The following is a 20,838-nucleotide window of genomic DNA, read 5'->3' as shown; positions in this document are numbered from 1 at the left end:
CACTGTTCGCGTAAAAAAAACGCGGACTGGAATTATGACGGAGCCTGCTGATGTCCCGCCGTGTCACAGAAAAACACGCAGATTGGGATTATTGCTATTCTGCTGATGCCCCGCCGTGTCACAGAACCATCCGTACCGCTCCGTAAATGCCTGCGTCATTTCCGAGTGTAGCCAGGACAAACTTTGTATCCTCCGATGCATGAAAGGCATACTTTCTGTAATACTTCTGAATGGAGTCCGTGAGGATGGGGCCTGCCTTCGAGACACCTCCTCCGATCACAAATGCCTGCGGATCGACGACAGCCGCAACCATCGCGAGACCTCTGCCCAGTATCTCCGCAGTATAATCAACGATTCCAAGAGCCACCTTGTCTCCTCTCTTGGCAGCGTCAAAAACATCCTTTGCCGTGATACTGTCCAGCCCTTTCAGATCCGTATCTTCCTTTGTGGAAGAAACGACAGCTTTCGCCGTGTTTGCAATTCCAGTTGCGGAAGCATACTGCTCCAGGTGACCCTTTTTGCCGCATCCGCAGACTCTTGTCTCCTGCGGATTCACCGGCATGTGTCCGATCTCTCCCGCAGCGCCGAAGGTTCCGTCCAGAATCTGCTCGTTGATGATGATTCCTCCGCCGACACCGGTTCCGAGTGTCACCATTACGATATCCTTGAACCCTTTTCCGCCGCCCTGCCACATTTCTCCAAGCGCGGCGACATTTGCATCATTTCCCACCAGAACATTGATCTTGCCGTCAAAAAGCTGTTCCAGCTGATCCTTTACCGGAACGACATCCCATCCAAGGTTCACCGCGCGGTTCACGATCGATCTGTTCAGGATCGCTCCCGGAATGCCGATTCCGACTCCCTGAATCTCATCCAGACCGATTCCCTTATTCGACAGCATGCTCTTGATCGAGCTCGCAATGTCCGGAAGAATATTGCGGCCCCCGTCCTTCTTGTCCGTTACAATCTCCCATTTCAAAAGCAGGTCTCCAGAAGTCCGAAAAATTCCGATCTTAACTGTAGTTCCCCCTACATCAACTCCGACTGCATATGCTTTCATCAATCCAACCTCCTGTTTTCTATTCTTTCACAAATCCCTTTACTGTATAAGCTCTTCGAAAACGCAGACAGGATCGCCGCACGCGAAGCGCGCGTAAGAGACTGTATGCGATTTCGAAAGCAACAGGTATGAGCACGAAGTGACGCACAAGCGGCACGGAAGTGCGAATATGCGCGGGCAGTGAGCCACATCCGCTCACACAAAGTGTGAAGCGGTGGGGCGAACGCCGCGACAGACCGACGAAGTCGGTCACCTGTTGGCGGCACGGAAGCTGCGAAGTGACGCGGGGACTTATACAGTATGTGGCACAATGTATCGTATGGCCATTTACTCTATATTCTTTTCTCTCAAAGCCTCAAAGCAAAAGTCTGCTATTATCATACTATGCAGATTTTCCATTACATCCGCGTCCTGGCAATCAGCTGGCCTCCGTTTTCCTTCAGCCACCGGTCCCTCTCTCTGTAATCCGGAAGAATTTTCTCGACCTCATTCCAGAACAGCCGGGAATGATTCATCTGTTTTCTGTGGCACAGCTCATGAACGATCACATAATCCTGCACATCCGGCGGGACAAGCATCAGCAGACAGTTAAAGTTCAGATTTCCCTTCGCGGAGCAGCTTCCCCAGCGTGTCTTCTGGTTCCTTATGGTAATCCTTCCGTAGGTCACTCCGATCTCGGCTGCGTAAACAGCCACTCTTGGGGGGATGGTACGCGCTGCGAGTTCCGACAATTTACGGATTTCATCCTCCGTAATTTTTCCGTACGGATTCCTCGCCAGCTCTTCTTTTCTCTTCTCCATCCTAGCGGCGTTGCGCTCGATCCAGCCCTGGTTGGCTTCCACAAATCTCCGGATCTCATCGTTCGTTGCAAAATATGGTGCGCGCACGACAATTCCGGCATCCGGAGTAATCTGAAGGCTCAGGGATTTTCGTCTCTTCCGGCTTCGGATTACCTTGTATTTCATGCCCCTCTTCCTTCCCCGAAATACAGTCATGCCAATTTGCATGCTGCCACATATGATAGTTCCTCATACTGTAAGAAGGCCCTGGTGCTCCGATTGATCGGCATGCATCTAAGGGCCTTTTTTACTGTCGCAGAAACAAACCGACGGCAGACTTATTATTCTGTAGTTACAGGGGTATTGTCCTCTGTATTTTCGTTCTCAGCGGGCTCATCTACGTCTGTGATTGATTCATTTTCCTGATCTTCCGGAATTTCTTCCTTTGCCGGCGCGGACTCATCTTCCGCATCACTGCCGGACGCCGCAGCAAGTGCCTTTGCAGCCTTCTCGGCTTCGATCTCCGCATCGGTATCCAGCTTCAGGTTTCGGTAATATTTCATGCCGGTTCCTGCCGGAATCAGTTTTCCGATGATTACGTTCTCCTTCAGACCGATCAGGTGATCCACCTTGCCCTTGATTGCAGCATCAGTGAGAACACGGGTGGTCTCCTGGAAGGACGCCGCGGACAGGAAGGAATCTGTCGCAAGAGACGCCTTTGTGATACCCAGAAGCAGTCTCTCATAGGTCGCGCACTCCTTGCCTTCCTCTTCCATCTTTTCATTCATATCCAGAACGTCAAGATAATCCATCATCTTGCCCGGAAGCAGACCGGTATCGCCGCCCTCTTCCACGCGGACTCTCTTCAGCATCTGACGAACGATAACCTCGATGTGCTTATCGCAGATATCAACACCCTGCAGACGATATACACGCTGAACTTCTCCGAGCAAATAATTCTGAACGGCCTCAACTCCCTTGATACGGAGAAGATCATGCGGATTGATGGAACCTTCGGTTAGCGGATCGCCTGCCTCTACTTCCTTGGTGGCGTCAGCATCTTCAAGCTCCTTCTTCAGCCTTGTTCCGTACGGGATCAGGTACGTCTTTGAATTGCCTTCCTTATCGGTTACAACGATCTCACGTTTCTTCTTTGTATCCTTAAGCTGTGCGGTACCTGACATCTCTGTAACGATGGCAAGTCCCTTCGGCTTACGGGCCTCGAAAAGCTCCTCGACACGGGGAAGACCCTGTGTAATATCAGCGGTACCTGCAACACCACCGGTATGGAAGTTTCTCATGGTAAGCTGTGTACCAGGCTCACCGATGGACTGCGCTGCGATGATTCCGACAGACTCGCCGACCTGAACAACTTCTCCGGTCGCCATGTTCGCGCCATAGCACTTTGAGCAGATGCCAAGATGCGAACGGCACGTAAGAATGCTCCTGATCTTCACTCTTGTGATCGGATCTCCATTCTCATCCACGCCTTCAGACACAACCTTAGCCGCACGGCGCGGTGTGATCATATGATTTGCCTTTACAATCACATTTCCGTCCTTGTCCTTGATCGTATAGCAGGAGAAACGGCCGGTAATACGCTCTTCCAGAGACTCAACCATCTCCTTGCCCTCGGTGAACGCCTCGACCCAGATTCCCGGAATTTCCTTGCGGTTGACGGAGCAGTCCGGCTCGCGGATCATCAGGTTCTGTGATACATCGACCATTCGACGGGTCAGATATCCGGAATCGGCGGTACGAAGCGCGGTATCGGAAAGACCCTTACGGGCTCCATGTGCCGACATGAAGTACTCCAGTACATCCAGACCTTCACGGAAGTTTGACTTGATCGGCAGCTCGATGGTATGACCGGTTGTATCCTGCATCAGGCCTCGCATACCTGCCAGCTGTTTGATCTGCTTATCAGAACCACGGGCTCCGGAATCCGCCATCATGAAGATGTTATTGTACTTATCAAGTCCGCTCAGAAGAAGCTTGGTCAGATGATTATCGACTTCCTCCCATGTGGAGATTACTTCCTTATAGCGCTCTTCATCTGTGATCAGTCCACGCTTGTAGTTGCGGGTGATCTTGTCGACGGTTTTCTCCGCCTCCTCAAGCAGCTCCGGCTTTTCCTTCGGGACAGTCATATCCGAGATGGATACCGTCATTCCTGCGCGGGTGGAGATATGATATCCCATTGCCTTCACGGCATCAAGAACCTCAGCGGTTCTGGTCGCACCGTGGGTGTTGATGACCTTCTCCAGAATCTTCTTCAGGTCTCCCTTTTTTACCATGAAATCAATTTCCGGAAGAAGCTCATTGCCCGGCACGGAACGGTCCACATATCCCAGATCCTGCGGAATGATCTCGTTGAAAATCAGACGTCCCAGTGTCGTCTCGACCACCTTGGAGATCTCATTTCCCTCAGCGTCCTTCCCATAGCGGCGGACCTTGATGATTGACTGATACTTGATATATCCGTTTTCATAAGCGAGCAGTGCCTCGTTGAGATCCTTGTAGAAGGTTCCCTCTCCGATCTCGCCGGGACGTTCCTGTGTCAGGTAATAGATTCCGAGAACCATATCCTGAGACGGAACGGCAACGACTCCTCCGTCAGACGGCTTCAGCAGGTTGTTCGGGGAGAGAAGCATGAATCTGCACTCTGCCTGCGCCTCCTGTGTCAGCGGAAGATGCACGGCCATCTGGTCACCGTCAAAGTCGGCATTGAATGCGGTACATACCAGCGGATGAAGCTTGATTGCTTTTCCTTCAACCAGAATCGGCTCAAATGCCTGAATACCGAGACGATGCAGTGTAGGCGCACGGTTCAGCATAACCGGGTGCTCCTTGATGACATCTTCCAGTACATCCCAGACCTGCGGATCAAGCTTTTCCACCATCTTCTTGGCGTTCTTGATATTGTGTGCCATCTGCCTGAATACAAGCTCCTTCATGACAAATGGCTTGAACAGCTCAATAGCCATTTCCTTCGGAAGACCACACTGATAAATCTTCAGTTCCGGTCCATTGACGATAACGGAACGTCCGGAATAATCGACACGTTTTCCGAGGAGGTTCTGACGGAACCGTCCGTTCTTTCCCTTCAGCATGTCAGACAGAGATTTCAGTGCGCGGTTTCCCGGGCCTGTAACCGGTCTTCCTCTTCGTCCGTTATCGATCAGAGCATCTACAGCCTCCTGAAGCATTCTCTTCTCATTTCTGACGATGATATCCGGTGCTCCCAGATCCAGGAGTCTCTTCAGACGGTTGTTCCGGTTGATGATTCTGCGATAAAGATCGTTCAGATCGGAGGTCGCGAATCTGCCGCCATCCAGCTGTACCATCGGGCGGAGATCCGGCGGAATAACCGGTACGCAGTCCAGAATCATCCACTCCGGGCGGTTTCCGGACTCACGGAAAGCTTCTACAACCTCAAGTCTCTTGATGATACGGGCTCTCTTCTGACCGCTTGCCTGCTCCAGCTCTGTTGTCAGCTCTTCATATTCCTTGTCCAGATCGATCTCGCAGAGAAGCTCCTTGATTGCCTCAGCTCCCATTCCGACACGGAACTCATCCGGTCTGTACGTCTCAAGCGCCTCACTGTACTCACGCTCTGAGAGAATCTGCTTCTTCATCAGCTTGGTATCACCGGGATCAAGTACAATATAGCTTGCAAAATACAGAACTCTCTCCAGTGTTCTCGGAGACAGGTCCAGGATCAGGCCCATACGGGAAGGAATCCCCTTGAAGTACCAGATGTGGGATACGGGCGCTGCCAGCTCGATATGGCCCATACGCTCCCGGCGGACAGATGATTTCGTAACCTCTACGCCGCATCGGTCACAGATCACACCCTTGTAGCTGATCTTCTTGTATTTTCCGCAATGACACTCCCAGTCCTTGGTCGGTCCGAAAATCCGTTCGCAGAACAGTCCGTCTTTTTCCGGTTTCAGCGTACGATAGTTAATCGTTTCCGGCTTCTTGACCTCTCCATGAGACCACTCACGGATCTTATCCGGTGAAGCAAGGCCGATGCGAATGGCATCGAAGTTCAGCTGCTGATGCGTTCCTTCTTCTTTATTAACTGTTTCCGGCATTTATTTACCCCTTTCAGCATGTATATGAAATCCGGCGCGCCGCGGAAGTAACCGGCGCGGCACGGATCTACTACTCATTGGTTGACAGACACCTTGCAGGGCCTGCGTTTTCAGGCCCCGGCACGAATAAATTATTCATCCATGTCGTCATCAAGGCTTTCGATAAATTCCTCATCCTCATCGTCTGTGATGGTATCATCGAGATCGTTCTCACTGTCAACGAGCTCACCGTCCTTGAATTCCTGCTTTCCGAATCCGTGGTCGCTCAGTTCCTTGTCATCCGTTCTGTTGTTGTACCGGTCTGCATCCTCCATGATCTTGCGGAAGCTTGTATTCCCGTAGTCAACAGACTCCATGATCTTGACCTCTTCTCCGTTCTCATCCAGAACGCGGATATCCAGTGCAAGAGACTGAAGCTCTTTCAGCATAACCTTGAAGGACTCCGGAATGCCCGGCTCGGGGATGTTTTCACCCTTGATGATCGCCTCGTATGTCTTCACACGTCCAACGACATCATCGGATTTCACAGTCAGGATCTCCTGAAGTGTATAAGCTGCGCCGTATGCCTCCAGCGCCCATACCTCCATCTCTCCGAAACGCTGTCCTCCGAACTGCGCTTTTCCTCCCAGAGGCTGCTGGGTAACAAGGGAGTATGGACCTGTGGAACGTGCGTGAATCTTATCGTCAACCAGATGATGCAGCTTCAGGTAATGCATGTGTCCGATTGTGGTCGGGCCGTCAAACGGCTCACCTGTCCGACCGTCACGGAGCTGAACCTTTCCGTCGCGGCGGATCGGAACGCCCTTCCAGAGCGCCCTGTGATCTCTGTGATCGGACAGATACTGCATAACTTCCGGCAGGAGGATATCCTTGTATTTCTCATAGAAATCATCCCACTCACTGTTCACGTAGTCGTTTGCAAGCTCAAGGGTATCCTGGATATCCACCTCATTCGCGCCGTCGAATACCGGCGTGGAGATATTGAAGCCAAGTGCCATCGCGGCAAGACTCAGATGGATCTCCAGAATCTGTCCGATGTTCATACGGGAAGGTACGCCCAGCGGGTTCAGAACGATATCGAGCGGACGTCCGTTCGGCAGGAACGGCATATCCTCGATTGGAAGTACGCGGGATACGACACCTTTGTTTCCGTGACGTCCGGCCATCTTGTCACCGACAGAAATCTTTCTCTTCTGCGCAATGTAGATACGAACCGCCTGGTTCACACCGGGGGACAGCTCATCGCCGTTTTCTCTGGTGAATACCCGGGCATCCACAACAATACCGTACTCGCCGTGCGGAACCTTCAGCGACGTGTCACGGACTTCTCTTGCCTTTTCTCCGAAAATAGCACGAAGCAGACGCTCCTCAGCGGTCAGCTCGGTCTCTCCCTTCGGAGTTACCTTTCCGACAAGGATGTCTCCGGCACGTACCTCCGCGCCGATGCGGATAATACCGCGCTCATCCAGATCCTTCAGCGCATCATCGCCGACACCGGGAACATCCTTTGTGATCTCCTCCGGTCCGAGCTTGGTGTCGCGGGCCTCGCACTCGTACTCTTCGATATGGATGGAGGTGTACACGTCATCACGCACCAGACGCTCTGACAGAAGAACCGCATCCTCGTAGTTGTAGCCCTCCCAGGTCATGAAACCGATCAGAGGGTTCTTTCCGAGCGCAAGCTCTCCGCCCGATGTGGAAGGACCATCCGCGATCACCTCACCAGCGTCTACATGATCACCCTTGAAGACAATCGGCCGCTGGTTGTAGCAGTTGCTCTGGTTGCTTCGCTCGAACTTCATCAGATGATATACGTCGCGGCTTCCGTCATCGTTGTCCATGCGGATCTCGTAGGAAGTTGAATACGTGATGGTTCCCGCCTTCTTTGCGACAACGCAGACTCCGGAGTCAACGGCAGCCTTCTCTTCCATTCCAGTTCCGACAGCAGGTGCCTCGGTGAACAGAAGCGGCACGGCCTGACGCTGCATGTTCGATCCCATCAGTGCACGGGTCGGGTCATCATTCTGAAGGAAAGGCACGCACGATGTCGCGACCGAGAATACCATCCGCGGAGATACATCCATGTAATCAAACATGCTTCTGTCATAAGCCTGAGTCTCTGCCCGGAAACGTCCGGATACGTTATGATGAATGAAATGTCCATCTTCATCGAGAGGCTCATTCGCCTGCGCCACATGGTAGTTGTCCTCTTCATCGGCCGTCATATAGACAACCTCCTTCGTGACAACAGGGTTCTTGGGATCCGTCTTGTCAATGCGGCGGTAAGGTGCCTCGACAAATCCGTATTTATTGATTCTCGCATAGGATGCGAGGGAGTTGATCAGTCCGATGTTCGGTCCCTCAGGAGTCTCAACCGGACACATCCGTCCGTAATGCGTGTAATGAATATCACGCACCTCCATGCCGGCACGGTCTCTGGAAAGTCCTCCCGGTCCAAGGGCAGACAGACGTCTCTTATGTGTCAGCTCACCGAGCGGGTTGTTCTGATCCATGAACTGGGACAGCTGCGAGGATCCGAAGAATTCCTTGACGGCAGCTGTAACCGGCTTGATGTTGATCAGAGACTGTGCGGAAATCGTATCAAGATCCTGCGTGGACATTCTCTCACGCACAACACGCTCCAGTCTGGAAAGACCGATTCTGTACTGGTTCTGAAGAAGCTCTCCCACGCAGCGGATACGCCGGTTGCCCAGATGGTCAATGTCATCATCATTTCCGATGCCATACTCCAGATGCATATTGTAGTTGATGGAAGCGAAGATGTCTTCCTTCGTGATATGCTTTGGAATCAGTTCGTGGATTCTGTCGCGGATCTCGTCCTTGATGTCTTCAATATCCGTATACTCGGAAAGGATCTCGGCGAGAACCGGGTAATAAACTTCCTCAGTGACTCCGACTTCGTCCGGATCTACATCCACCCATCTGGTGATATCCACTTCAAGGTTGGAAAGAACCTTGACATTGCGCTCCGGTGTCTCAATCCACACATACGGAACTGCAGCATACTGAATATCGTCCGCCATCTCGCGGGTGACGGTCTGTCCCTTTTCCGCAATGATCTCTCCGGTCTCTGTATTGACAACATCCTCAGCCAGTACATGACCCGCGATACGATTCCGAAGAGCAAGCTTCTTGTTAAACTTGTAGCGGCCCACCTTCGCCAGATCATACCGGCGGGGGTCAAAGAACATGCCATTGATGAGCGTCTCGGCGCTCTCCACAGCAAGCGGCTCACCGGGACGGATCTTCTTGTAGAGTTCAAGAAGACCTTCCTGATAATTCGTAGAGGTATCCTTTGTAAAGCTTGCCAGAATCTTCGGTTCCTCGCCGAAATACTCAACGATCTCGGCGTTCGTTCCGATACCGAGCGCACGGATCAGTACGGAGATCGGAACCTTCCTGGTACGGTCCACACGTACCCAGAAAACGTCATTGGAGTCGGTTTCATATTCAAGCCATGCGCCACGGTTCGGGATAACCGTACAGGAATAAAGCTCTTTACCAAGCTTATCATGCGCAATGCCGTAATAAATTCCAGGAGAACGCACCAGCTGGCTGACGATGACACGCTCAGCACCGTTGATGACGAAGGTACCAGTCGCCGTCATAAGAGGGAGATCGCCCATGAAAATCTCATGTTCGCTGATCTCATCCTTTTCCTTATTGAAAAGACGTACCTTTACCTTAAGTGGTGCTGCATACGTAGCGTCACGCTGTTTACACTCTTCGATGGAATACTTTACATCATCCTCACAGAGCTGGTAGTCCACAAACTCAAGACTCAGTTTCCCGCCGTAATCTTCGATCGGAGAGATATCATCGAAAGCTTCCTTGAGACCGTCCTTCAGGAACCACTCATAGGAATCCTTCTGAACCTCGATCAGATTGGGCATTTCCAGAACTTCTTTCTGTCTCTGGTAGGTCATGCGAATGTTTCTGCCGCTGTGGATCAGACGTATCCTGTTTTTCTCCATTGACGTTTCACCCCTTGTGATATAATATGAAAATAAATTATGTCTCCCAAGCCCCCGGAGGGGCTTCGTTGACGGTAACTATACATGCCCATCTGTATCGTGAATTTGAACAAAATTTTTTTTGTTCTCAGGATGGTAGGCACATGTTGCCATAATAGTGCATTTTTTACAATAACACAGTCTGTCAAGCCTGTCAAATGAAATTTAATACAATTGAAACATATTTTTTCTGTTTTCCAGACACGAAAAGCGTCTCCGTCTCCGGAGACGCTTTTCCATTTATACATTTTTAACACAATGTTCCTGTATCCGCTTCTTATTTTGCCCGGCACTCCGCGTCACCGTAGGGAAGATGCTCGTTGAAGTTTCTGGCATTTTCCATAGTAATCGCCGCAATTGCCTGCATCGCCTCCCGGGTGAAGAATGCCTGATGGGAGGTCAGAATCAGGTTCGGGAACATGGTGAGCCGAGCCACGATATCATTTGTGAGGAAATCATCGGAATGATTCGTGTATACATTGGAATCTTCTCCCTCATATACATCGAGCGCCACTGCGTGGAACTTCTGCGCCTTCAGTCCGCGGATCAGAGCTTCCGCGTCTACAAGGCCGCCCCGGGAGGTATTCACGAGCATTACATTATCCTTCATCATGGCAATCGTATCGTCATTGATGATGTGATAAGTCCCGCCCTCTCCCATGATTAACGGAAGATGCAGAGAGATGAGATCCGCTCTCTGAAGCAGCTCGTCCTTGCTGACATAGGTGAGAAGCCCCTCCTCTTCCAGCCTGCGATTCGGGAAGGCATCCCATCCGAGCACCGTCATGCCATATCCCTTGCAGATCTTGGCCATGCACTGACCGATCTTTCCGGTTCCCATAATACCCGCAACCTTATTGTGAAGGTCCACACCGAGAAGACCGCTCAGTGCAAAATCATTCTCCTTCACCTTAAGGTATGCCTTGTGAATATGGCGGTTCGCCGCCTGGATGATCGTCATTGCGTGCTCGGCAACGGCGTACGGGGAATAAGCAGGCACGCGAAGCACCGTAATTCCGCACTCCTTTGCCGCCTGCAGGTCAACATTGTTGAAGCCCGCACAGCGCAGAAGGATCAGACGGACGCCGCACTGACTCAACGCCTCCACTACCTCGCGCGGTGCCTCGTCGTTCACGAAAATGCATACCGCACGGAATCCTTCGGCCAGATGTACCGTTTCCGATGTCAGCCTTGCCTTAAAATACTTGATCTCAACGTTATAAGTGCCTTCTCCTTTATCCCTCGCAAGCTGACTGAAAAACATTCTGTCATAATCCTTTGTCCCGAAGAAAGCAACCTTCAGAACATCCACGTTCTTATCCTTCGCCGCGATCCCGTGAAACACATCAGAAATTTTCTCAATGGCTTCCTCCTCATCCGGGCCTTCCGCCGTAATGTTCAGAACAGACCCCTTTGCCGCATGAAGCTTGAGAATCTGAAGAACATTGTCGCCGCTCGCCACTTCTCCGTCGCATTCTATGACGACCTCGCTCTTCAGTGCGGTACACGCCTGAGCAATCATTGCCGCCGGGCGCGCATGAATTCCGAGAGGGGTTTTCACCGTATACTGTAAGCTTTTCATTCTTTTTCCTTTCTGATATGTACATCCGTACACATCTCCGTACTACCTGGCCGTTTTCGTGTTACCTGTCTGCCGGGCCGTATGATTTCCTGTCGCGGCATCTCATCATCTCCCATGGCAGCTGACTGCCTGTCGCCACATCTCATCATCTTCCGTGACGCCGGATTCTCCGCCATGTCAGCTGCCTGTTCAATTGTCCGACATGATGCTGCATCCATGATATCATGTTCCCGGCAGTTTGAGAAGATACAAGTGGAATCGATTACAGCAGACTTCCCACAGCAAGAAACAGCGGCGCGAATACCAGAGATACAATCGTCATCAGCTTAATAAGAATATTAATGGACGGACCTGACGTATCTTTGAAAGGATCGCCGACAGTGTCTCCGACAACCGCTGCCTTGTGCGCCTCGCTGCCCTTTCCTCCGAACTTTCCGCCTTCAATGTATTTCTTCGCATTGTCCCAGGCGCCGCCGGCGTTGCTCATGAAAATTGCCATCAGTACGCCTGTGAGCAGCGCACCCGCAAGCATCCCTCCCAAAGCATCCGTTCCGAGGATCAGGCCAAGCAGGATTGGTGAAGCTGCTGCGAGAATGCCCGGAAGAATCATCTCGTGAAGCGCCGCCTGTGTGGATATCCCGACACAGGATTTGTAATCCGCACGGCTCGTTCCGGCCAGAATGCCCGGATCCGCACGGAACTGCCGCCGCACTTCTTCAATCATCTTGTATGCCGCCTTCGATACAGATTCCATCGTAAAGGCGGAGAACAGGAAGGTCAGCATGCCTCCGACAAAGAGACCGATGATAACCTTCGGATCCATGATATCAATCTTCTCCAGATGAACCGCCTGCGCATAGGATACAAAAAGCGCAAGTGCCGTCAGAGCTGCAGATCCGATCGCAAATCCCTTTCCGATTGCCGCGGTCGTGTTCCCCACGGAATCCAGAGCATCGGTAATCTCTCGGACGCTCTCATCCATGCCGGACATCTCGGCGATTCCGCCGGCATTATCCGCAATCGGACCATATGCATCTACGGCAATCGTACTTCCGGCCGTTGCAAGCATTCCGACCGCCGCGAGCGCGATGCCGTAAAGTCCCGCTGTGATATAGGACACGAAAATACCGACACAGATACAAAGAATCGGCACCATGACAGACTTCATTCCTACCGCGAGCCCTGTGATGATGGTTGTGCCGGCTCCGGTCTGTGATTCCTCCGCGATCTTTCGGACGGATTTATATTTGTCTGAAGTATAGATCTCTGTCATCTGACCGATCACAAACCCGACGAGAAGTCCGAAAATCACCGCAACTGCCGGCCGGAACTCCCCGAACAGAGTCCTGCTCAGAATCAGAGACGCAATAATGACCAGCAGATACGCAACATAGCTTCCCATGTTCAGAGCTCTCTGCGGGTTTCCGTTCTCCTTCCCTCTGACAAAAAAAGTGCCAATAATAGACGCGGCTATTCCGCATGCCGCAATCATAAGCGGATAGAAAGCGCCCGCCTCTCCGGAAGACGCGATTCCAAGCGTGACCGCGGAAACAACCGCTCCCACATAGGATTCAAACAAATCCGCTCCCATACCGGCCACATCGCCGACATTGTCTCCGACGTTATCCGCAATCACTGCCGGATTGCGCGGGTCGTCTTCCGGTATATTGTTCTCAACCTTTCCGACCAGGTCTGCGCCGACATCTGCCGCCTTGGTGTAGATTCCGCCTCCGACACGCGCAAAGAGCGCAACCGAGGAGGCGCCGAGGCTATAGCCGAACAGCACATCCGCATTGCCGCTGATCAGATAGATCAGGCTGGCTCCCAGTATACCGAGGCCAACCACGCAGAAGCCCATGACAGCACCTCCATGATACGCAATGGAAAGGGCCTTTGGCATTCCGGATTTCCCTGCTGCATTCGCCGTACGGACATTAGCCAGCGTAGCGACCCGCATTCCGAAGAAACCAGCCAGCACCGAAAATGCCGCTCCAATCAGAAAGCATACCGCCTCCAGCCAGTTCTGCAGCGCAAAGCCCAGAACCAAAAACAGAACCGCGACAAAAACCGCCAGCACCTTGTACTCCGAGGCGAGAAACGCGCTCGCGCCCTCCCGGATCGCAGCCGCGATTTCCTGCATGCGCTCCGTTCCCGCCTCTTCTTTTCTGACGGAACCCGCCAAACAGGCAGCGAAAATCAGCGCAACAGCACTGATCACCGGCACCAGAACCAAAATACTCTTTGACATTTCTTTCGCCTCCCTTACTCACCAATCTGCAGCTTATAAAGTTTGTTATGCCCCACTCGCAGGGCATCCGGGCTTACGGGATTAAACACTGTCTATTTTCCCGTTTTTCTTCAATTATACTACTTTTCATTCATATCACAAACAATATTTAGAAAAGAAGCTCCCTCGTATATTTAGAAAAGGAGCTTCCTCGTATATTTAGAAAAGGAGCTTCCTCGTTCATGGAACGAAGAAGCTCCTTGTACATATTGTGGTGCCCTGCCTGCGGGGCATGACGATTTATAATTACCAGTTTGCCGCAATGTCAAGCTGTGTCGGGTTCGCGGCAGCGAAGCCGCCGGTGTCAACCACTATTCCCATTCCGAGACTCGTCGCGATCAGAGATCCTCTCGGCCTGACACCAAGATTTGCCGCAACCATTACATAACTTCCAAGCATCTTGGCTCCGTCGGACCGCACCCAGTATTCATCGGTATTACCCATGCTTCTCATGATGCTGACGACACCTGACATATCCATGTTATAATAAGTTTCCTGCCCGCTCGGACCTTCAATCCGGCCGGCAGCCGCCGTAAGCGCCGCGCCAGAATAAGTACTGGATGGTGCCGGGCTCTCCGCAGAAGCTGCCTGCGTGGGAGCAGGAGCTGCAGTCGGCGTCGGTGTTGCCACAGCCGCGGCAGTACCCGTGGCTCCCGATGAAGATGAAGCTGAGGTACTCCCGGATGCCGGCATCGACGATTTTGATTCCGGAGCAGCCGCCTCCTGGGTCTCCTGCTCGGAAACAGCCTCCTGCGTCGAGGTTCTCGCCTTATCCGCCGCTGCCGCATCTGCAGCGGCCACCTCATCTGCCGCCTTCTCGTTCAGCGCGTCGATATTGGCCTGCTGTTCCTGTATGCTTGCCAGAAGGTCCGCCGCTGTACTCTGCTCACCTTCCAGAGAATCTGCATACTCCTGGACATCCTCACGGGTGGAATCCACAAGATTCTGTATCTCTTCCTGTTTGCTCTTGCTCTGTTCCTGAAGACCGGCGATTTGATCCGCCTCCTTCTTCACCTCTTTCTGCTTCTCGGTAATCGTCTCGCAGATCTCGCTGTACTCCTTCAGAACTTTCCTGTCATAGCTCGTGAGCTCAGACACGTTTGTGCTTTCATTCAGGAAATCACTGAAGTTACCGGAGGAAAAAAGCGTCTCCAGCGCACCTGTTCCGATTCCATTCTCATACATATATTTGATCCGGAGCGCCATGTTCTTCGCCTGAACACTTTCCTTCTCCTGCGCATCGGCGAGTTCCTGATTCACGGTATCATATTCTTCCTGGGTAGCGCTGTACTTCTGCTGAAGCTCATCCAGCTGCTGATTCAGATCCGTCAGCTGATCATTGAGATCCTGCAGATATTCCTGTGCATTATCCTTCTTCGCCTGAAGCCCGCTGATTCTATCCTGCGCGCTATTGTATTCAGATTCTGCCGCGCTCTTCTTCGCCTCAGCCGAATCGATCTCATCCTGCGTAGAAGCCGCTGCCGGATAAGTTCCAAAAGCCCCCGACAGCAGCAGAGCTGCAGAAAGTGCCGCAGGTAAAAATCGTTTCATTCCCTTCATAAATGTACACCTCAGATTTAAAATCGTTTCCCCTTTCTCAAGTGATTGAAGCTATTATAACATATGTACCGTTCTATTAAAAGTGTTTTGTAACCTTTTGTAACTTTTCCGCAATATTTTTATTGTAATCGCTGTTTTTTAGTGTTCTGCAACGGCAATCCCTTTTTTCAACGTGCGCCCGCCGGGCGCACCAACGAGATAAAACACGCTGCGCGAGTTTTATCTCGCTATCGCGACGCTCGCCGCACACGAATACTTCGCATTCGGCTGCGGCTCACTGTTCGCGTAAAAAAGGCCGGAGACTGACACAGCAGTCTCCGGCCCACACATCGCATAATTATTACTTGAGGGTAACTTTTGCGCCCTGCTCCTCAACTTTAGCCTTGATATCATCAGCCTCAGCCTTGGAAGCGCCCTCTTTGATCATCTTCGGTGCGGAATCAACAAGATCCTTCGCATCCTTCAGACCAAGTCCGGTGATCTCACGAACAACCTTGATAACCTTAACCTTGTTCGGGCCAACCTCAGTCAGCTCAACGTCGAACTCGGTCTTCTCCTCTGCAGCCTCACCAGCGCCAGCGCCAGCAGCAGCTACTACAACGCCTGCAGATGCAGATACGCCGAACTCTTCCTCGCAAGCTTTTACGAGATCATTTAACTCAAGTACAGATAACTCTTTAATAGCAGCAATAAATTCTTCTGTTGTTAACTTTGCCATTGTAATTTTCCTCCAATTTAGTATTTGAATCTACTCTGTGATCCGGATCTGATAAAAACGGATCGCTAAAAACCGGATCGGTAATAAACGGATCTGTGACTATGCACAGATTTCGCCGCAGATTATTCTGCAGCCGGTGCAGCCTCTGCCTCGCCATCCTTCTCCGCGATCTGTTTGATAACGCGTGCGAAGTTTGCGATCGGGGCCTGGATGCTTCCGAGCAGTCGGCCCAGCAGAACCTCTCTGCTTGGTACCTCTGCAAGAGCTTCAACAGCTTTCTGATCGTAAAGGCTGCCTTCAACGACACCCGCGATCAGCTCAAGCTGCGGATTCTTCTTTGCGAAGCCCGCAAGAATTCTCGCCGGAGCAGTCGCATCATCCTTGGAAATGGCGATGGCGTTTGTTCCGTTCAGATACGGTACAAGGCTTTCGTAATCCGTACCCTTGAATGCAAGATGCATCATTGTGTTTTTGTAGACTTTGTAGTTTACGCCGGCCTCTCTCAGGGATTTACGAAGCTCGGTATCCTGTGCTACGTTAAGTCCGCTGTAATTCACAAGGACTACGGAAGCAGCACCGTCAACTGCGCTCGAAATCTCATCAACGACTGGTTTCTTCAGTTCTACCTTTGCCATGATCTGGTATACCTCCTTATTTTGATGTGTGTACCAGCCAAATAAAAAACCGTCCGGGCATGCCGGGCGGTCTGAATTCTTCATAACAGAAAAGAATCGACATCCTCGGCAGGCGGTACTCCGCTTACGTCTTTCGACACCTGCTGTCTTCGGCGTGATACAAATGGTATCTTATCGCGCAGCCGTGAAAATGTCAAGTTCTTTTTCAGGATCTTCGAGAATGTTCTTTGTTCAAGCTCTTCGAGAATACTTCGAAAGTACTTTTCAAGCTCTTCGAGAGTGCGCAACACAGAGTTAGTGACGTACGCCCTTATGCCGGAATATCAGGAATTTACTTGCTGCATAATTCAAAATAATGACAACAACATTTGAAATTACCTTTACCACCATATCATTATATGAGAGCAGATCAACGAAAATAAACATCGCCGCAAGATCTACAAATTCAGTTCCCATTCTGCAGCCAAAAAAGGAAATAACTTCCTTTGCCACAGCCTTCTTTGTATCTGCCTCGCTGTGAAAAACCCACTTGCGATTTGTTAAGTAGGCGAATGTTACAGAGACAATCCATGCAAGAATTGTCGATAACGTAACCGGAAGTTGAAGCGGGTGCGCAAATACCCAATACGACGCAATATTTACCAGGGTAGTCAGCACCCCGAAGATTGCATAAGGAATCAGATCCTTATATTTCTCAATAATACTTGAAAAACTCATAAGAGAGCCTCCTCAGTTATTGGTATGGCAAAAGTGCCAGCAAAAACGAGTGCTATTGCCATCAATGTAACAACGACTACTCGTTGTGCTTTATTTGCCGACTCTTCAGAAGCATTACCCTTCACGAACAGTTTCCTCCCTTTGTGCTTTATTTACCGACTATTCGGAAACATTACCCCTCACGATCAGTTTCCTCCCTGTTGTCAGGTAACGGGTCCCAGGTTTTCTCACTGATGATATAGCGTGGCCTGTGCTTTGACTCCAGGTATGTCTTCCCCACATACTCGCCTATTATTCCCATTGAAAGAAGCTGAATTCCTCCAAGAAAGCAAATGATACAGAAAATGGAAGCCCATCCGGCAACTGTGTTCCCGATCACAGCCATTACAATCGCCCAGATGACACCGATGAAGCCAATGAGACTCACCCCCACACCTATTCCACAGATGATCGAGATAGGCTTGATGGAAAGACTTGTAATACCATCAAACGCAAGTGCCAGCATTTTCCGAAGCGGATAATGGCTTCTCCCTGCCATTCTCTCATGACGCTCGTAATAAACAGAAGTGCTTTTAAAACCAACCAGAGGAAACATGCCACGTAAGAAAATATTCACTTCCTTAAAATCAGCAAAATGTGCCAGGACTCTTGCGCTTACTAATCGATAATCCGCATGATTGTAGACAACTTCCGCGCCCATATGATTAAGAAAACGGTAAAATCCCTGAGCTGTTGTACGTTTAAACCAGGTATCGGTTTTCCTGCTTGAACGGACCCCGTAGACAATTTCGCTTCCATTGTGATATTCATCCACCATCTTATCCATTGCCGAAATGTCATCCTGTCCGTCACAATCAATAGATATTGTAATATCACACTTGTCCTTTGCCTCCATAAGGCCGGCAAGAACCGCATTCTGATGTCCTCTGTTACGTGACTGCGAAATTCCGATGAAATGATCATCAGATTTCGACAACCCCATAATGATGTCCCATGTATCATCCCCGGAACCATCATTCACGAATAAGATCCGGCTGTCTTCGCTGACTTTCCCGGCAGAGATCAGCTTCTTTAACTCTTTCAAAAATAACGGAGCTGTTATTGGAAGAACATCGCGCTCATTATAGCAGGGAATAACTATCCACAGTCTTGGTTGCCGCATTATTTCCACCTCATTCAAAAATGCACATTATCGAAAATTCTGTTTCATTTATATAATATCCATATCACGATATCACAATCGATTGCATAAATCTATATAAAGCCTCTATTGAAACAGAAATCATGATCCCGGTTACTGTTCAGGCCCAACACCAGTCCGTAAACGAGATAAAACACGCTGCGCGAGTTTTATCTCGCTATCGCGACGCTCGCCGCACACGAATACTTCGCATTCGGCTGCGGCTCACTGTTCGCATAAAAAATATCCTGCCATCTGACATCAGATCAGCTGGCAGGATGTAAATCCGTTCATTTATCATAATAAGTATTATTTCTTCGATTGTTAGATACCGCGTGTTAGATGTCACACCATAAAGTAAGCACGATCTCTCCGATCTGTCAGGTTCCCTTTTGCTTCCTCAATTCTGTCTCGAGTAGTCGAGATATTTCCAGGTACCTTTCTGACCGTAAGTAATCGCAAATCCATTCTTGTGAACTCCCTGTTCAAAGGATGGATCAAATACATGGGTTCCGCCATTATAATTATCGATTTCCACCCACCCATGTTCTTCTCGTCCTCCACCTGATGCTGCTACATAGCCAACAACCCAGTGTGCATCATAACCCAGAGCTTTTGCCATCTCATAAAACGAAGCTGATTTTCCGTAACAATCACCGCTCTGATTTTTAAAGGCAAGAGTGGCAAAGTATCTGGCTCCTCTGGACGACGGTATATCCATAGATATGTATCTGAAATTTCTTGCCCAGTTGTATGCAGCTCTCAGATTCCATCCTATCTGATCCAGTCTTGCGCAGGCCAGTGGATAAGCATCCCGGACTGTGTATTGATGGAACGTATCTGCCGTACTTCCGGGCGCGCCGCTTCCCCTGGCCACTATTCGGATCTCAATTGCCTCCAGACGATACCCATAGCCGGCGGATCCACAGTCCGCCCCGTTTGACGCCCATCCGGTCCAGCCGAATCTCTGCACATGCGTGCGATAATACACATCAAAACAATTTGCCATCTCACCGGTCAGCCGGATCCGGATCGCCTCCAGGCGAAGTCTCTTTCCTTCTGTCCCGGTCATCACTCCGTCAGACTTCCAGTTCTGTTCCCATCCGAGTCTCTGTATATGGGAACAGTATGAAATACCGCCCGTGAATCCGGTTGTGTTGCCCAGATGGATCTTCAGCGCCTCCATCCGCAGTCCCTGTCCGGTCGTCCCGCCAGTAGCACCGTTTGAAACCTCTCCCAGACTCCATCCGTATCTCTGCACATGGGTCTGATAGGTTACTGTCGGAACAGTGAGATAAGCGACATTACGTGCGGCAGATCTCGCAGGTGCCGCCTCTCCCTTCTTCACAATTGCAACTTCATATGCCTCGATACGGCGGCTCAGATTCGTTGTGCCGGCCACCTCTCCGTTTTTCGCCCATGCAAGCCATCCGAAGCTCTGCACATGCACGCGGTAATAAAGATCGTACTTCTTCTCATCGTCTCCGGTCAGCTTCATGACGATTGCTTCGGCCCTGAGGCTCTGTCCCGTCGTTCCCGCAGCTGCCCCGTCGCTCTGCCATCCGGTCCATCCCTTTCGCTGCACATAAGTATTATATGTGATGCCGAGATTCTGATCGCCTTTCACGCTGGCCCGGATCGCCTCAACACGAAGGCCTCTTCCCGTAGATCCCGCGTAAGTTTGTGCGGTTTCCCCGGAAATGACCTCTTTGTCCGGCCATCCTGTTCGCTGAACATGAGCGGCATAGCTGACAACAGGCATTCCCTGAGCGTCTTCTCTCTCTTTTTCTTCTATTTCTTTTTCAGACTTCTCAGAAGTTTCCTTCGTTTCCGACGGGTTGGATCCAGCTTCTGTCGTCCTGCTGAAGTCCTCCTTTGCTGATGTGCTTCCACCTGTCCCGCTTCCGGATCCAGCAGTCACAGATTCTTCCGCCTCATTCGCTGATGAAGACACAGAAACCGAAGAAACAACAGAAGGTACCACGTCCTCAGCCAGAACCGGGAGCGCAGTAAACAGCATTCCTATGGTAGTGATCGCCATGATAGATTGAACGAAAAACTTCTTTTTCATACAGCTTTCTCTCACCTCAATTCATTTCCCATCCCTGCAGCAGAATTCTTATTTCTGACAGAATCAGGTATATCCGATTATCGCTTTCAGCACATATCTCAAAGAGCCCCATATA

The 20,838-nt window shown here is 50.8% G+C and carries 13 protein-coding genes and 1 other annotated feature; all 13 genes read right to left on the bottom strand.

The genetic code is table 11. From position 1 onward, the window contains the following. Nucleotides 1–118 precede the first annotated feature (118 nt). The 13 genes from ACTQ1O_RS04710 to ACTQ1O_RS04650 all read right to left on the bottom strand — a co-directional run bounded on the left by ACTQ1O_RS04710 (nt 119) and on the right by ACTQ1O_RS04650 (nt 20,723). On the bottom strand, nt 119–1,060 hold the full coding sequence (locus ACTQ1O_RS04710) for an ROK family glucokinase (protein ID WP_441486326.1): 942 nt from the start codon (nt 1,058–1,060) through the stop codon (nt 119–121). 398 nt (nt 1,061–1,458) lie between these two features. After that, nucleotides 1,459–2,025 carry a M48 family metallopeptidase gene (locus ACTQ1O_RS04705; RefSeq protein ID WP_441486325.1) on the bottom strand — a complete coding sequence of 189 codons (567 nt, stop codon included), beginning with the start codon at nt 2,023–2,025 and terminating at the stop codon, nt 1,459–1,461. 155 nt (nt 2,026–2,180) lie between these two features. After that, nucleotides 2,181–5,939: a DNA-directed RNA polymerase subunit beta' gene (gene rpoC, locus ACTQ1O_RS04700; RefSeq protein ID WP_441486324.1), complete on the bottom strand. Its 3,759-nt coding sequence runs from the start codon at nt 5,937–5,939 to the stop codon at nt 2,181–2,183. A gap of 131 nt (nt 5,940–6,070) precedes the next feature. Further along, on the bottom strand, nt 6,071–9,934 hold the full coding sequence (rpoB, locus tag ACTQ1O_RS04695) for a DNA-directed RNA polymerase subunit beta (RefSeq protein ID WP_441486323.1): 3,864 nt from the start codon (nt 9,932–9,934) through the stop codon (nt 6,071–6,073). A gap of 316 nt (nt 9,935–10,250) precedes the next feature. Continuing rightward, the gene (locus tag ACTQ1O_RS04690; protein ID WP_441486322.1) at nt 10,251–11,555 is read right to left on the bottom strand and encodes a fused HPr family phosphocarrier protein/2-hydroxyacid dehydrogenase; all 1,305 of its coding nucleotides are present in this window, start codon (nt 11,553–11,555) and stop codon (nt 10,251–10,253) included. Then, nucleotides 11,552–11,773, bottom strand: coding sequence for a hypothetical protein (locus tag ACTQ1O_RS04685; RefSeq protein ID WP_441486321.1), 222 nt, complete (start codon nt 11,771–11,773; stop codon nt 11,552–11,554). The genes ACTQ1O_RS04690 and ACTQ1O_RS04685 overlap by 4 nt, the downstream gene beginning before the upstream one ends. Nucleotides 11,774–11,817: 44 nt before the next feature. Beyond that, nucleotides 11,818–13,803 (bottom strand): sodium-translocating pyrophosphatase, encoded by a 1,986-nt coding sequence (locus ACTQ1O_RS04680; RefSeq protein ID WP_441486320.1) that lies wholly within the window; start codon nt 13,801–13,803, stop codon nt 11,818–11,820. Between the two features lie 285 nt (nt 13,804–14,088). Further along, entirely contained in the window at nt 14,089–15,402 is a 1,314-nt protein-coding gene (locus tag ACTQ1O_RS04675) for a murein hydrolase activator EnvC family protein (RefSeq protein ID WP_441486319.1), read from the bottom strand. A 340-nt stretch (nt 15,403–15,742) separates the two neighbouring features. Beyond that, complete coding sequence (gene rplL, locus ACTQ1O_RS04670) at nt 15,743–16,120, bottom strand: 50S ribosomal protein L7/L12 (protein ID WP_279200400.1); 378 nt, start codon at nt 16,118–16,120, stop codon at nt 15,743–15,745. A 122-nt stretch (nt 16,121–16,242) separates the two neighbouring features. After that, entirely contained in the window at nt 16,243–16,755 is a 513-nt protein-coding gene (rplJ, locus tag ACTQ1O_RS04665; protein WP_279200398.1) for a 50S ribosomal protein L10, read from the bottom strand. Between the two features lie 33 nt (nt 16,756–16,788). Next, nucleotides 16,789–16,926: a sequence feature (ribosomal protein L10 leader region), on the bottom strand. 123 nt (nt 16,927–17,049) lie between these two features. Beyond that, nucleotides 17,050–17,472 (bottom strand): GtrA family protein, encoded by a 423-nt coding sequence (locus ACTQ1O_RS04660; protein ID WP_441486318.1) that lies wholly within the window; start codon nt 17,470–17,472, stop codon nt 17,050–17,052. Nucleotides 17,473–17,644: 172 nt separating this feature from the next. After that, nucleotides 17,645–18,634: a glycosyltransferase family 2 protein gene (locus ACTQ1O_RS04655; RefSeq protein ID WP_441486317.1), complete on the bottom strand. Its 990-nt coding sequence runs from the start codon at nt 18,632–18,634 to the stop codon at nt 17,645–17,647. Nucleotides 18,635–19,052: 418 nt separating this feature from the next. After that, nucleotides 19,053–20,723, bottom strand: a complete 1,671-nt coding sequence (locus ACTQ1O_RS04650; protein WP_441486316.1) for a transglutaminase domain-containing protein — start codon at nt 20,721–20,723, stop codon at nt 19,053–19,055. Nucleotides 20,724–20,838 lie beyond the last annotated feature (115 nt).

This window comes from Bilifractor sp. LCP21S3_A7 (assembly GCF_052118825.1).
GTDB lineage: Bacteria > Bacillota > Clostridia > Lachnospirales > Lachnospiraceae > Bilifractor.
Note: the sequence above shows the minus strand (reverse complement) of the source record. Positions and strands in the feature narration are given on the sequence as shown.